Source organism: Leifsonia psychrotolerans, assembly GCF_013410665.1.
GTDB lineage: Bacteria > Actinomycetota > Actinomycetes > Actinomycetales > Microbacteriaceae > Cryobacterium > Cryobacterium psychrotolerans_A.
This window is the reverse complement of the sequence record NZ_JACCFM010000001.1, coordinates 682,914-695,578: the sequence shown is the minus strand read 5'-3', so window position 1 is coordinate 695,578 and position 12,665 is coordinate 682,914. Positions and strand designations below refer to the sequence as shown.

12 protein-coding genes are annotated in these 12,665 nt (G+C 64.7%); 3 read left to right on the top strand and 9 right to left on the bottom strand.

Annotated features, from left to right (window positions below; genetic code table 11):
• Positions 1–19 precede the first annotated feature (19 nt).
• Positions 20–1,462: a chorismate-binding protein gene (locus HNR05_RS03135; protein ID WP_179577701.1), complete on the bottom strand. Its 1,443-nt coding sequence runs from the start codon at positions 1,460–1,462 to the stop codon at positions 20–22.
• A 58-nt stretch (positions 1,463–1,520) separates the two neighbouring features.
• On the opposite strand from HNR05_RS03135, the gene HNR05_RS03130 reads away from it, so the two are divergent.
• The gene (locus HNR05_RS03130; RefSeq protein ID WP_179577700.1) at positions 1,521–2,177 is read left to right on the top strand and encodes a DedA family protein; all 657 of its coding nucleotides are present in this window, start codon (positions 1,521–1,523) and stop codon (positions 2,175–2,177) included.
• Here HNR05_RS03130 and cydC read toward each other — a convergent pair.
• Genes cydC through HNR05_RS03110 form a run of 4 tightly spaced genes read right to left on the bottom strand, consistent with a single transcriptional unit; the run spans position 2,174 to position 7,914 of the window.
• The gene (cydC, locus tag HNR05_RS03125) at positions 2,174–3,856 is read right to left on the bottom strand and encodes a thiol reductant ABC exporter subunit CydC (RefSeq protein WP_179577699.1); all 1,683 of its coding nucleotides are present in this window, start codon (positions 3,854–3,856) and stop codon (positions 2,174–2,176) included. The genes HNR05_RS03130 and cydC overlap by 4 nt on opposite strands.
• On the bottom strand, positions 3,849–5,486 hold the full coding sequence (gene cydD, locus HNR05_RS03120) for a thiol reductant ABC exporter subunit CydD (RefSeq protein ID WP_179577698.1): 1,638 nt from the start codon (positions 5,484–5,486) through the stop codon (positions 3,849–3,851). Before cydD ends, cydC begins: the two co-directional genes overlap by 8 nt.
• A gap of 4 nt (positions 5,487–5,490) precedes the next feature.
• Entirely contained in the window at positions 5,491–6,495 is a 1,005-nt protein-coding gene (cydB, locus tag HNR05_RS03115) for a cytochrome d ubiquinol oxidase subunit II (RefSeq protein ID WP_179577697.1), read from the bottom strand.
• 9 nt (positions 6,496–6,504) lie between these two features.
• Positions 6,505–7,914, bottom strand: a complete 1,410-nt coding sequence (locus tag HNR05_RS03110) for a cytochrome ubiquinol oxidase subunit I (protein ID WP_179577696.1) — start codon at positions 7,912–7,914, stop codon at positions 6,505–6,507.
• Between the two features lie 106 nt (positions 7,915–8,020).
• Here HNR05_RS03110 and HNR05_RS03105 point away from each other — a divergent pair, with 106 nt between their 5' ends.
• Both HNR05_RS03105 and HNR05_RS03100 read left to right on the top strand, forming a co-directional pair.
• Positions 8,021–8,398: a BlaI/MecI/CopY family transcriptional regulator gene (locus HNR05_RS03105; RefSeq protein ID WP_179577695.1), complete on the top strand. Its 378-nt coding sequence runs from the start codon at positions 8,021–8,023 to the stop codon at positions 8,396–8,398.
• Between the two features lie 27 nt (positions 8,399–8,425).
• Positions 8,426–9,382, top strand: coding sequence for a M48 family metalloprotease (locus HNR05_RS03100; protein ID WP_179577694.1), 957 nt, complete (start codon positions 8,426–8,428; stop codon positions 9,380–9,382).
• A 20-nt stretch (positions 9,383–9,402) separates the two neighbouring features.
• On the opposite strand, the gene HNR05_RS03095 is transcribed toward HNR05_RS03100, so the two are convergent.
• The 4 genes from HNR05_RS03095 to HNR05_RS03080 are packed head-to-tail and all read right to left on the bottom strand — an operon-like array spanning position 9,403 to position 12,569.
• Entirely contained in the window at positions 9,403–10,329 is a 927-nt protein-coding gene (locus HNR05_RS03095) for an ABC transporter substrate-binding protein (RefSeq protein WP_179577693.1), read from the bottom strand.
• On the bottom strand, positions 10,313–11,068 hold the full coding sequence (locus HNR05_RS03090; protein ID WP_179577692.1) for an ABC transporter permease: 756 nt from the start codon (positions 11,066–11,068) through the stop codon (positions 10,313–10,315). Before HNR05_RS03090 ends, HNR05_RS03095 begins: the two co-directional genes overlap by 17 nt.
• The gene (locus HNR05_RS03085; RefSeq protein ID WP_179577691.1) at positions 11,065–11,724 is read right to left on the bottom strand and encodes an ABC transporter permease subunit; all 660 of its coding nucleotides are present in this window, start codon (positions 11,722–11,724) and stop codon (positions 11,065–11,067) included. Before HNR05_RS03085 ends, HNR05_RS03090 begins: the two co-directional genes overlap by 4 nt.
• Positions 11,721–12,569, bottom strand: coding sequence for an ABC transporter ATP-binding protein (locus HNR05_RS03080; protein WP_179577690.1), 849 nt, complete (start codon positions 12,567–12,569; stop codon positions 11,721–11,723). The genes HNR05_RS03085 and HNR05_RS03080 overlap by 4 nt, the downstream gene beginning before the upstream one ends.
• Between the last annotated feature and the right edge of the window lie 96 nt (positions 12,570–12,665).

Genomic DNA, 12,665 nt, shown 5'->3' with positions numbered 1-12,665 from the left:
GAAGCGTTCCCCTAGGTTACTAAACCCTGAGTGGCCCCGTTGCGCCTCCGGTGCCGGCTCCGAGAACGGCGAGCAGCGCCGCAGCCTTGATGCGCGTCTCCTCGATTTCGTCATCGGGATCGGACAGTGCCGTGATGCCTCCACCCGTGCCGATCGAGGCGCCGTCTGGCCCGAGCACAATGCTGCGGATGACCATGGCCAAATCGAGCGCGCCGTCTCGCCCCAGATAGCCGAAGGCTCCGGCGTAGATGCCGCGTGAGCCGTTCTCGAGTCGGTCCAGGATGCGCATGGCGCTGGCCTTCGGCGCTCCGGTCATCGAACCGGCCGGGAAACAGGCTGCGAGGGCATCCACCGCGGTGAGGCCCCAGGCGAGGCGCGCTTCGACTGTGCTGACGAGTTGGTGCACGTGTGGGTAGCTCTCAACGGCGAGCAAGCTGGTCACGGTCACGGTGCCGAGTTCGGCAATGCGGCCCAGGTCGTTGCGCATGAGGTCGACGATCATCAGGTTCTCGGCGCGTTCTTTGTCGCTCGCCAGCAGTTCGGCGTTCAGCCGGGCGTCGGCGGCGAGGGTTGTCCCGCGCGGTCGGGTGCCCTTGATCGGCTTAGTCGTCACCCGCCCGGTCGACGTCACGCTGAGGAACTGCTCCGGCGACGCGCTGAGGAGCGCGAACTCGCCAAAGCGCAGCAGGCCGCCGTGGTGGCTTGGACTGCCGGCGCGCAGCCGCAGGTAAGTCTCGACCGGGTCGGGCCGTACCGGCAGCGAAATCTCGTTGGTGAGGCAGAGCTGGTAGGCGTCTCCGGCCGAAATGGCGCTCTGGCATTCGAGCACGAGTTCGCGATAGGCGGCAGGGTCATGCCGCCAGGTGGCCACGACGTCGGGGGGCTGCGGCGCGCCCAGCGCCACCTCGGCTGCACGACCGAGGCGGTCAATCACGTCGGCAACCCAGGCCTCGACGCTCTCCTCGGCACTCTCATCGACGCCGTCTGCGGCAGGCACAATCAACTCAACCGAGCGGGTCGCATGATCGAAGGCAATCATTCGGTCAACGTCGAGGAACGCTGCGTCCGGTTGCCGCGACGCATGAGTGGGAGTTCCGACGGTCTGGGCTCCGAGCTCATAACCGAACCAGCCGACCCAGCCGAGTTCGAAGCTCACCTCGCGCTCTTTTTCGCCACGATGATCGCCCAGGTCCTCGCGCAAAAAGTCGAAGATCGTCTGCGGCACAACCCGCGCTTCGTGGTTTCGAGCCGCCGGAACAGTGATGCGAACCGTTCCGTCGGCAACAGACTCTGTCACGAAACGCGAGGAGCCTGATGCCGCGCCCAGATAGCTGATTCCCTGGGTAGCACCCGCACCCGCGTCCAGCCAAAAGGCATGGCTGTCGTTCCGGTACAGGCAGGTGAAGACTGTCGCAGGGTCCCACCAGCCCTCCAACGGAATACGGCGGGTCGTCACAGGCACACGCCCAGCCTAGGCCGCAGTGATGCTGCGTCGAGTTCTGCAGCCTAGGCTAAGCCTGATGAACGACATCCTGACCTGGATCCTCGACGCCGTCTCCACCGTCGACCCGGCCATTCGCACGCTTCTGGCCGGCATCGGCATGATGCTGGAAACGTCGGTTCTTGTCGGCCTCATCGTTCCCGGTGACACGATCGTGATCGTCGCTTCCACCGCGGTTCAGGGGCCGGCACAGTTCGTCGCACTCGTGGTCGCGATTATCACCGGATCACTGTTGGGCGAGAGCATCGGTTTCGCTCTCGGACGCTACTTCGGCCCACGCATCCGACGCAGCCGACTGGGACGCCGACTTGGGGAGAAACGCTGGGCTTCTACCGAGGCCTACCTCAAGAAACGTGGCGGCGTTGCCGTGTTTCTCTCCCGTTTTCTGCCGGTGCTTCATTCTCTTGTTCCGCTCACCGTCGGCATGAGCACCATGCGCTACCGAACGTTCATGGCGTGGACCATTCCCGCCTGCGTGATCTGGGCGCTGGCCTACGTGGGCGTCGGGGCCGCGGCGGCGGGCAGCTATCGCGAGCTTTCCGAGCAACTGCACTTCGCCGGCTACATCTTCGTGGGCATCATCGCCGCGTTCAGTGTCCTCGTCTTTGTAGCGAAGAGATGGCTCCATCGCGTCGAAGCCCGTCACATGAGCACCGACGACGAGTCCCCCTCCTAAACCCGTGAGACGTCGAGACGAGCGGTGATCAGTTCGGCCGGCACGGGCGTGTGGGAAATGAGTAGAACCGCACGGTCTTCTCCGGCCGCCTGCAAAATATCGCGCACGAGCCGGTCGGCGAGCTCGGTGTCGACGTTGGCCGTGGGTTCGTCGACCACGAACACCGGGAAGTCAGCCAAAATCGCACGGGCCAGCGCGATGCGCTGCGCCTGGCCACCCGAGACGAGCGCTCCACGCTGCCCGACCGGTGCCTCCAGCCCGCCGTGCGAAGCGGTCCACTCCCCCAGCCCGACCCGGTCGAGCACGGCGAGCAGTTCGTCATCGGTCGCCGTCTCCCGAGCAAAGAGCAGGTTCTGTCGGATGCTGTCGTCGAAAAGCCAGGGCGTCTGTTCGCACAGCCCCACGACGCGGCGCACATCCTGCTGCGTCAGCTCGTGTGCCTCAACCCCGCCGACACGGTACGAGCCGGTGTAGTCGAGAAACCGCACGAGCGCGTGGGCAATCGTGGTCTTGCCGGAGCCGCTTCGACCGGCCAGATGAACCCGGTCGCCCGGTGCGAGCGTCAGGTTGATCCCCGAGACAGCCGGCTCGGTGTGACCGGGCCACCGCGCCGACAGCCCACGCAGCTCGATCAGCGGAGCGGTGCCCGCCGCGAGGTCGGGAAGGACGGCTGCGGATGCTGCCGCCACGTCGACCGGGATCTCCGCCGGCACCGTCTCGGGTACCGCCTCAGCCACCCGGGTGGCGCTCGAACGCACCTGCCGCCAGACGCCAAGCGCCGCCGGAATCGCCGCGAAGACCTCAAAGACGGCCAGGGGAACCAACACAATCACGGCGAGGGCGGGCCCGTTGATCCCGCTGCCCTCTGCCCCACCACCGAGCAGGGGAATCCCGACGACGAGAGCCGCGACAGTCGCCGCTCCGGCGAACAGCGACATCAACGCCGCCTGGATGCCCACGCCGAAGGCTCGGCGTGCCGACGCCCGTCGCAACCGATCGTCGGCGTCGGCCAGCCCCGACAGGCGTGTCTCGAGCGCGCCGAAAGCGACCAGCACGTCGAGGTTTTCAACGACCTCAAGCACCTCATTCGTCAAGGCTCCCCGCAAGGGAGCGATCGAGCGCTCAGACGAGGCGGCGACCAGCCCGGAAATCACCGTGCCGAGCACCGCGCCGAGCACGAGGCAGACGGCGAGAGCAAGACCGGCTGCCGGCATCACCGTGCACACGCCGATGACGCTGAGCACGGCGACGATTCCCGCGGTCACGAGCGGTTGCACGACCCGTAGCGGCAGGTCCTGCAGGTCATCGACATCACGCACCAGTCGGGCCAGCAGATCACCCCGTCCGGTCGACGCCAGGCCGGCCGGTGCGAGCGGGATGATCCGCTCCAGCATGCCCACCCGCAGCGGAGTGAGCTGTCGGAAGGCGGCATCATGGCTGAGCAACCGCTCCAGATAGCGGAACGCCGAACGACCCAGAGCGAAGGCTCGCACCCCGACGACGGCCATGTTGAGGTAGAGAATGGGCGGCATTTCGGCCGCCCGGGTGATCAGCCAGGCAGAACAGGCGAGCAGCGCCACGGCGCTGACGGCACTCAGCACACCGGCGGCCAGCCCCGGAACAAAACGGCGGGCCGGCGGCTGAGCGAGGCGAAGGATGGTCTGACTGGGGTTAGACATGGGCGATCTCGCGCATCCGGATCAGGTGGTCGGCGGCGGCGATGAACGCGGGACGGTGGCTGATCACGATCACGATTCGCCCCGTTTCCGCCAGTGCACGCGCCCCGGCGATCAAGGCGCTCTCTGCCTCAGAGTCGAGGGCCGAGCTCGGTTCATCCAGCACGACGACCGCACAGTCGTGGGCCAGCGCCCGATAGAACGCCCGGGCCACGGCCACCCGCTGCGCCTGGCCGCCGGAGAGCCCCTCGCCACCGACCCCGAGCACGGTGGCCGGGTCGAGGTCGGACGCCCCGGCCCAGGCGAGTGCGGTCGCTGCGAACGCGGGATCGCGCGTTGCGTCGCCCAGCGACAGGTTGTCTTCGATGCTGCCGGCGAAGAGCCCCGGACGCTGCCCGGCCCAGGCGAGCCAGGATCGCGCCGTTCCGCGGGTCAGCGTCTCGCCACCGAGTGCGATCTCGCCGTCGTAGTCGAGGTGGCCGTGCAAGGCGGTGACAACAGTCGATTTTCCGGCACCGCTGGGCCCGGAAATTACGCTGAGCACACCGGGCTCGAAGCGCGCAGAGAACGCGCTCACCGTTTCACGCTCGCCGCGATGAACGGTGAGGTTGCTGAAGCTGAGCATTCCCGCCTCGGTGGCTGCGGAGGCTCCCCGGGGCAGAACTGACGCGGAGCGAGCATCCTTCTCTTCAATAATCTCGAACACACCCTCGGCCGCGGCCAGACCATCAGCCGCCGCGTGGAACTGTGCGCCGACCTGGCGAATGGGCAGGAACACCTCCGGGGTCAGCAGCAACACGAACAGGCCGATCGCGAGGGTCAGGGAGCCGTCAATGAGGCGCAGCCCGATCGTCACTGCGACGAGGGCGACCGAGAGGCTGCCGGCAAGTTCCAAAACAAACCCACTGAGGAAGGTCACTCGAAGCACCTTCATCGTGCGCTGCCGGTAGTCCTCGGTGATCGTGCGCAGGCGCGCGCCCTGCCGGCGCTCACGGCCAAAGATTTTCAGCGTTCCCATGCCGCCGACCAGGTCGAGGAAGCCCGCACCGAGGCGCTGCAGGGCCTCCCACTGCTGACGCTGCACGGTCTGGGTCGCCCAGCCGATCAAGATCATGAACACGGGGATGAGCGGCAACACGATAACGATGATGATGCCACTGGGAAGGTCGTTCAGAAAGACGACGAGAAGCAAAATGGGGGTTGCAATCGCACTGAGCAGCAATTGCGGCAGATACCGGGCGAAATAGTTGTCGAGTGCGTCGAGCCCCGACGTGATCAGGGTGGCGATGCGCGTGTTCTGCTGGCCGGCGAGCCAGTCGGGCCCGCGCCGGGCGACGGTGTCAAGCACCTGGGCACGCAGCTGGCTCTTCACCGCTGCGGCACCACGCTCGGCGACGCCATCCTGCAGCCAGATGAGGATCGCCCGCACGATGATGACGGCCGCCAATGCGCCCACAGTCGGCGCCAGCTCAGCCAGAGGATCGCCCGCAATGGCACGCACAATCGATTGGCTCAGTAACCAGGAGAACGCGATGACCACGCCCGTCTGCGCCACGCTCAGGGCACCGGATGCTGCAAAGAACCAGCGGGCGGCTGAGGCGTAACGCAGAAGGCGTGGATCGAGTGGACGCATGGTTCTAGTGTGCCGCAGCCTCAATGTGAGAACGGGTCACGCGCTTACGGAACACCCAGTAGGTCCAGCCCTGGTAGGCGAGGATCAGCGGCATCGCGATGAGTGCGGTCCAGCTCATCACCGTGAGCGTATACGGCGAGGAGGAGGCATTCGCAATCGTCAGGCTGTTCGCGACGTCGTTACTGGCCGGCATCACATCGGGAATCAGTGAGGCGAACAGCGACAGCACGGCCAGCGCAATGGTTGCGGCCATCAGAGCGAACGCCCAGCCTTCCTTGCCGCGCAGGTTGGCGAGGAACGAGACGATCAGCGCCACAGCAGCCCCCGCTGACAGCAGAGCGGATGCGATGCTGCCGTACGCAAACGTGGTCCAGACCAGGAAGCTGGCCGCGACAAGGATCGTGATGACACCCGATTTGATGGCGAGCCGGCGCGCACGCACTCGAATGTCTCCGTCCGCCTTCAACGCCAGGAAGAGCGCACCGTGGGTGAAGAACAGCAGCAGGGTCGTGACGCCGCCCAGCAGAGCATACGGATTCAGCAGATCGAAGAAGGTTCCGATGTAGTTGTGGTCGGCATCGAGTGGAACACCGCGCACGACGTTGGCGAATGCCACACCCCAGAGGAGTGCCGGCACGGCCGAACCGACGATGATCATGCCGTCGAACCAGGCTTTCCAGCGGGATTCCGGGCGTTGGTGTCGGTATTCGAACGACACGCCACGGGCGATCAAGGCGAGCAGAATCAACAGCAGAGCCAGGTAGAACCCGCTGAACATCGTGGCGTACCACTCGGGGAAGGCGGCGAACAGCGCAGCGCCAGCAACGATCAACCAGGTCTCGTTGAGATCCCAGACCGGGCCGATCGTATTGATCATCACGCGTCGATCGGTGTCGTCTTTGGCGAGGAACGGCAGGGACATGCCCACGCCGAAGTCGAAGCCGTCGAGCACGAAATATCCGACGAAGAGGGCGGCAATGAGCCAGAACCACAGAGTTGAGAGATCCATCAGCTGCTCCTAGTAGACCGTGGCACGGGGTGCCAGCTCGCCGGATTCGGGGTGGGGTTCCGGAAGCGGATCCGGCCCCTTCTGCACGGCACGAATGATGAGCTTGAACTCGACCACGGCCAACACACCGTAGATCAGGGTGAAGGCGACCAGTGAGATCAGCACTTCGAGCCCGCTGACGCCGGGTGAGACGCCATCCGCGGTTTTCAGCAGGCCGAAGACCAACCAGGGTTGCCGCCCCATCTCAGTGAAGACCCAGCCGACGATCATGGCGCCGAGCGAGAGCGGGAAGCTCCAGATCGCGACCTTCCAGACCCAGCGGCTCTTCGGCGAACGCCCCTTGCGGGTGACCCACAGGCCGACGACGGCGATGAAGACATGCAGCAGGCCGAGCGCGATCATCCAGCGGAATGACCAGTAGGTGACCCAGATGATCGGCGTGTAGTCGCCGGGGCCGTACAACTGCACGTACTGCGCTTGAAGGTTGTTGATGCCTTCGACGGTGCCGTCGAAACTGTGCGTCGAGAGCAGCGAGAGCAGATACGGAACACGAATTGAGAACAACTCGCTCACGCCGTCGGGAGTGCCGAGGGTGAAGATCGAGAACGACGCGTTTGCACCGGTTGCCGTGTGATAGAGCGCCTCGGCGGCGGCCATCTTCATGGGCTGCGCGTCGACCATGGCCAAGCTGAGCTGGTCGCCCATCAGGGTGGTCAGAATGCCGGAGATCACCATCATCCAGAGCCCGAGCTTCAGAGCCGGCCGCATGGTCTCGAGGTGCTGGTTGCGGTAGAGGTGCCACGCCGCAACCGAGATGATGAGGCCGGACGACACCATGAAGCAGGCGAAGAGCGTATGCGGGAAGGCCGCCAATGCAATGGGGTTGGTGAGAAGTTCACCGATGCTGGTGAGTTCGGCTCTGCCCTTCTCCGGGTTCATCTGGAAGGCAACCGGATTTTGCATGAACGCGTTCGCCGCAATGATGAAGTAGGCCGAGGCGATACTGCCCGCCGCGGTGATCCAGATCGTGGCGAGGTGCAGGCCCTTGGGCAACTTGTCCCAGCCGAAGATCCAGAGGCCGATGAAGGTGGCTTCCAGGAAGAACGCCACGATGCCCTCGAACGCGAGTGGGGCGCCGAAGACGTCACCGACGAACCGGGAATAGTCCGACCAGTTCATGCCGAACTGGAATTCCTGCACGATTCCCGTCGCAACGCCGATGGCGAAGTTGATCAGGAAGATCTTGCCGAAAAAGTGGGTCAATTGCAGATAGATGGGCTTGCCGGTGCGGTACCACGCCGTCTGGTAGATCGCCACGGTGACGACCATTCCAATCGTCAACGGAACGAAGAGGAAGTGGTAGACCGTGGTCAAACCAAATTGCCATCGTGAGAGCAGTAACGGATCCAGCCAGTCCATCGTGAGCCTTTCGCTCGAATCTTCATGCAGGGTTTTCTACGCCACGTAGAACAATACACTTCTACGCGGTGTAGAAAGTACACGTCCGACGCTGTAGACTGAGGGCATGGCACGCTTGGGTGAATTGGAACGGTCGATGATGGATGTCCTCTGGGACACCAAGATGGCGCTCTCCGCCAACGATCTGCGCGAGCACCTGATCGACCCGGCCGCGGCGACAAAGAAGGAACTCGCCACGACCACGGTGCTGACCGTGCTGTCACGCCTGGAGGCGAAGGGCTTCGTCACACGCGACCGTGCGCGACGCCCGCACGTGTATCACGCCGTCACCTCGCGGGCCGAGCACACGGCTGAGCTTATGCACGAGGTACTCGGTTCCGCCCCCGACCGCGAGGCCGCTCTGGCCCGGTTCATCGGGGCGGTGAGTCCCGCCGAGGCGGAGACCCTGCGCGAACTTCTCGGCGGCGTGCCGGCGCGCACCTAACGCCGACGCCTCACACGTCCACGTCTCGTGCTGCTTGCCGCCTGGATTCTCGCGCTCCTCGCCGTCGCACTCGCGGCGCCGGTTCCCATTCTGCTCTCGCGCGCCAGCTGGCCATCGCGCTCCCCCGCGCTCGCTTTGGTGCTCTGGCAAGCGATCGCGTTGGCCGGCGGACTGTCGATGATCGGCGCCATGCTCACCTGGGGCCTGATCCCATTCGGGCAGACCTTGACCAGCGCTCTGACGGCGTTGAGCACCAGCATCCTGCAGGAAACGCTCCCACCCGGCGTGAACTTCATCCACGTCTTCGCACTCTGCGGCGCGTTCTTTTTAGGGGCACACCTGCTGCTGAACCTCGTGCTCACCTTCGTGCGTGCGGAACGGCAACGGCGCCGGCACCATAACCTGGTCGATTTGCTCAGCGAGCCGCTCCACGGCCGCCCCGGCACCCGCGTGCTCGACCACGCCGCACCTGTCGCCTACTGCCTGCCCGGTGCGATGCGTTCGATCACGGTGCTCTCCGGCGGGCTCCTGACCCTCCTCGAACCCGACGAGCTGCGTGCCGTCATTGCGCACGAGAAGGCGCATCTCTCGCAACAGCACCACATGGTGCTGCTGGCGTTCAAGTCCTGGAACAGTGCCCTGCCCTGGTTCCCGATCGCGAATCGGGCGGAGAAGGCGGTGGCCCTGCTGGTCGAGATGCTCGCCGACGATCAGGCCCGGCGCGCGGTCAACGATCGCACCCTCGCCCGTGCGATCGCACTCGTGGGCACGGCGGGTGAGTCCGGCGGGATCGCCGCGAGTAACAACGCGAACGGGACGACGACCGACACCGCGGATGCCGAGCATCCGTTCGATCTCGTCATGCCCCGAGTCAATCGTCTCCTGGCCCCACCCGCGCCGCTCCCCCTGGCGGCGCGGGTCAGCGTGGTGCTCGTCTCGCTCTCGCTGCTCGCGGTACCCACCGCCCTGCTGCTGGCAGCCTGACCGCGAGTGCTCGGGTGCGGTTAGCCGAGCCCGTTGTGCTTCAACCAAGCCGTCGCCAGAACTGCTGCAGACTTCTGTTCGTTGACGCTCTGGTCGTTCAGGCTCACCAATTCCTTCTCGGAAAGCTTGGCGCTGATGTCGTTGAGCACGGTCGCCGCCGTGTCGTCGACCTTCTTGGACACAATTGGCACGACATTCGAGGGGAAGAACAGGTGATCAGGGTCGGTCAATGCGACGAGTTTGCCTGAGGCCCAGGCCGGGCTGGCGGTGTAAATGTTGGTGAGTTGAATCTGATTGTCTTCCAGCGCCTTCACCGTGAGGGGGCCACCACCGTCTTCGACGGGGATGAAACCGGCGATCTTGACGCCATATTTTTCTTCCAGCGCCGTGGTGCCGTAGGGCCGGGTGGCCAATTCGGAGTTGCCACCAACCTGGATCGGCTCCGTCACGTTGGTCAACGAGGCGATATCGGTGAGGTTGTAGCTGTCAGCGAAGGCCTTCGTCACCGTCCACGTGTTTCCGTCGCTGGCCCCGGCCTGATCGAGAGCCCGCAGGTTGCTGGGAATCGCCTTCTGCAGTGCGGCGTAGACCTCATCGGTGGAGCCACTCACGGCCTTCGGGTCAAGCGCCTGCAGAAGGTCTCCGGTGTACTCGGGGAAGACATCGATCTTGCCCTGTTCGATCTCGGGCAGGTAGACCTCGCGCTGGCCGATTCTGAAATCACGCTGCACGGTGAAGCCCTTGGCTTCGAGCGCCTGCGCATAAATCTCCGCGACGATCTCGTTGGAGTAGTAGTCCTGCGACCCCACGACGAGTGTGTCGCCTGAACTCGTACCGGAGGATCCGCTGCTCAGAGGACTACCAGTTGAGCACCCTGAGAGGGCGACAGCCGCCCCGACCGCGACCACGCTGATGAGCGCGAGCCGGCCCTTATATGTTCGAAACATTGATTTTCCCTTCATCGATGGGCAACCCCATCATCGAGCGAGGCCGGATTGACCTCGTTCGAACTGTTGCGGCACGGCCCCGGATGACGCCGCGTGGAACAACAAGTCTCTGCACAAGTGCGAACACGCCCTCGAGGAGCAGCGCGAGCAGGATCACCAGAATCGATCCGGCCAGCATGACCGGGTAGTCGTTGGCGGACTGTCCGGTGAAGATGATCCGGCCGAGTCCGACATCCGCCACATAGGCGGCCAAGGTCGCCGTTGCGACGACCTGCAGGCAGGCCGAACGCAGGCCCCCGATCAACAGGGGAAGTCCCAGCGGAACTTCGACCGAACGCACGATCTGCCACTCCGACATTCCGACGGCCCGTGCTGCATCGATCGTGCGCCGATCGATCGCTTCGAACCCGGCATAGGCGCCTGCCAACAGTGGCGGTATCGCCAGAATGGTCAGGGCCACGTACGGGGCGCCGACGCCGATCCCGACCCAGAGCGCCACCAGCGTGAGGAGGCCGAGCGTGGGGATCGCTCGCAGCCCGCCCGACATCAGCACGGCGAGGGACCGCCCCCGGCCGGTGTGGCCGATCAGATAGCCAATCGGAATGGCGATGATCGACGCGAAAACCAGGGTGAACGCCGTGAACTCCAGGTGCTGCACCACCCGCACCGGGATGGCGTTGAACCCGCTGTAGTGTGCGGGGTCGAGGATCCACTGCACCGCTTCAAGCAGGTAGTTCATGCGTTCGCATCCGCGCGCCGGGTGACCGCATGCGACCAGGGCATCAGCACACGTCCCGCAGCAACGAGAAGCCCATCGAGCACGAGGGCGATGACGACAGTGATCACGATTCCCGCGATGATCTCAGATTGAATGCTGCGCTGAAAGCCATCGGTGAACAAGCTGCCGAGATTCTGCACACCGATGATCGCGCCGACCGTGGCCAGGCTCACGGTGCTGACCGCTACGACCCGCAGGCCGGCTAGAAGCACCGGGCCCGCCAGCGGGAGCTCGACGCGCCAGAATGCACTCCACCCCGAAAAGCCGACGGCCGCAGCGGATTGGCGCACATCAGCGTCGACCGAGGCCAGGCCGTCCGCCACAACGCGCAGCATCAGTGCGACGCCGAAGATGGTCAGCGCCACGATCAAGTTGATCGGAGAGCGCACTTCGACCCCGATGATGAGCGGCAACACAATGAACAGCGGAAACGAGGGAATGGCATAGAGAAGACCACCGGCGGTGAGGATCAAGCCGCGCGTCGGTCGATAACGATTCGCGAGCCACCCCAACGGAAGCGCCAACACGAAGCTGAACACGATCGCCGGAACGCACTGCACCAGGTGTTCCAGGGTCAACGCCCCGATATACCCCAGGTTCTCCAGAACCCAGGTCACCGCGGCTCCTCGCCGGAGGCACGCTCCGGCGGAGTTTCAACGAGCACCCCGGCGAGCCGACCGTGCGTGTCAACGAGAACGGTGCCACCGTGGCTTGTTTCAGCATGCAGCGCTCGTTTTCCGCGGTCGGCACCCACGAAAGTCGCGACGAAGTCGGAGGCGGGATTCGCAAGAATCTCCGCCGGGGAACCAACTTGAGCGATCATTCCCCCCTTTTCGAGGATCACCACCTGATCGCCGAGCAAAAAGGCTTCCTCAATGTCATGGGTCACGAAGACGACGGTCTTGTCGAGCTCGCGCTGCAGGCGGATCAGCTCCTGTTGAAGCTCGGATCGCACAATCGGGTCGACGGCTCCGAACGGCTCGTCCATGAGCAGAATGTTGGGGTCGACGGCGAGCCCGCGAGCAACACCCACACGTTGCTGTTGACCGCCGGAGAGTTGGCTGGGGTAGCGATTCGCCAGGGAACGATCGAGGCCCACCGTGTCGAGCATCGCGAGTGCATCCGCCCGAGCCTTCTTCTTCGGCACCCCCCGCAAAAGTGGCACGGTGGCCACGTTGTCGAGCACAGTGCGGTGTGGAAGCAGGCCCGAGTTCTGCATGACGTAGCCAATCCCGCGGCGCAGCTTCACCGGTTGCCGGGTCGCGATATCGACGCCGTCGATCTCGACCCGCCCGCTGGTGGGGTCGACCATCCGGTTGATCATGCGCAGCAGGGTGGTCTTTCCGGAGCCCGAGGAACCGACCAGCACCGTCGTCTTTTGGGTGGGCAACACGAGGCTGAAGTTCTCAACCGCCCGGGTGCCGTCGGGGAACTGCTTGGATACCGCGCAAAATTCGATCATCTGTGGCTCATTCCTCGAATGGGGTCGGATCAACACGTGCCAGGGGTTAACCCAACCATTGTTCGGAGCCCGTTGCAAAAAAGATTGCCGGAATAG

Coding starts and splice junctions, on each gene's coding strand:
- HNR05_RS03130 (WP_179577700.1), top strand. CDS start 1,521: ATGAACGACATCCTGACCTGGATCCTCGACGCCGTCTCCACCGTCGAC.
- cydC (WP_179577699.1), bottom strand. CDS start 3,856: ATGTCTAACCCCAGTCAGACCATCCTTCGCCTCGCTCAGCCGCCGGCC.
- cydD (WP_179577698.1), bottom strand. CDS start 5,486: ATGCGTCCACTCGATCCACGCCTTCTGCGTTACGCCTCAGCCGCCCGC.
- cydB (WP_179577697.1), bottom strand. CDS start 6,495: ATGGATCTCTCAACTCTGTGGTTCTGGCTCATTGCCGCCCTCTTCGTC.
- HNR05_RS03110 (WP_179577696.1), bottom strand. CDS start 7,914: ATGGACTGGCTGGATCCGTTACTGCTCTCACGATGGCAATTTGGTTTG.
- HNR05_RS03105 (WP_179577695.1), top strand. CDS start 8,021: ATGGCACGCTTGGGTGAATTGGAACGGTCGATGATGGATGTCCTCTGG.
- HNR05_RS03095 (WP_179577693.1), bottom strand. CDS start 10,329: ATGTTTCGAACATATAAGGGCCGGCTCGCGCTCATCAGCGTGGTCGCG.
- HNR05_RS03090 (WP_179577692.1), bottom strand. CDS start 11,068: ATGAACTACCTGCTTGAAGCGGTGCAGTGGATCCTCGACCCCGCACAC.
- HNR05_RS03080 (WP_179577690.1), bottom strand. CDS start 12,569: ATGATCGAATTTTGCGCGGTATCCAAGCAGTTCCCCGACGGCACCCGG.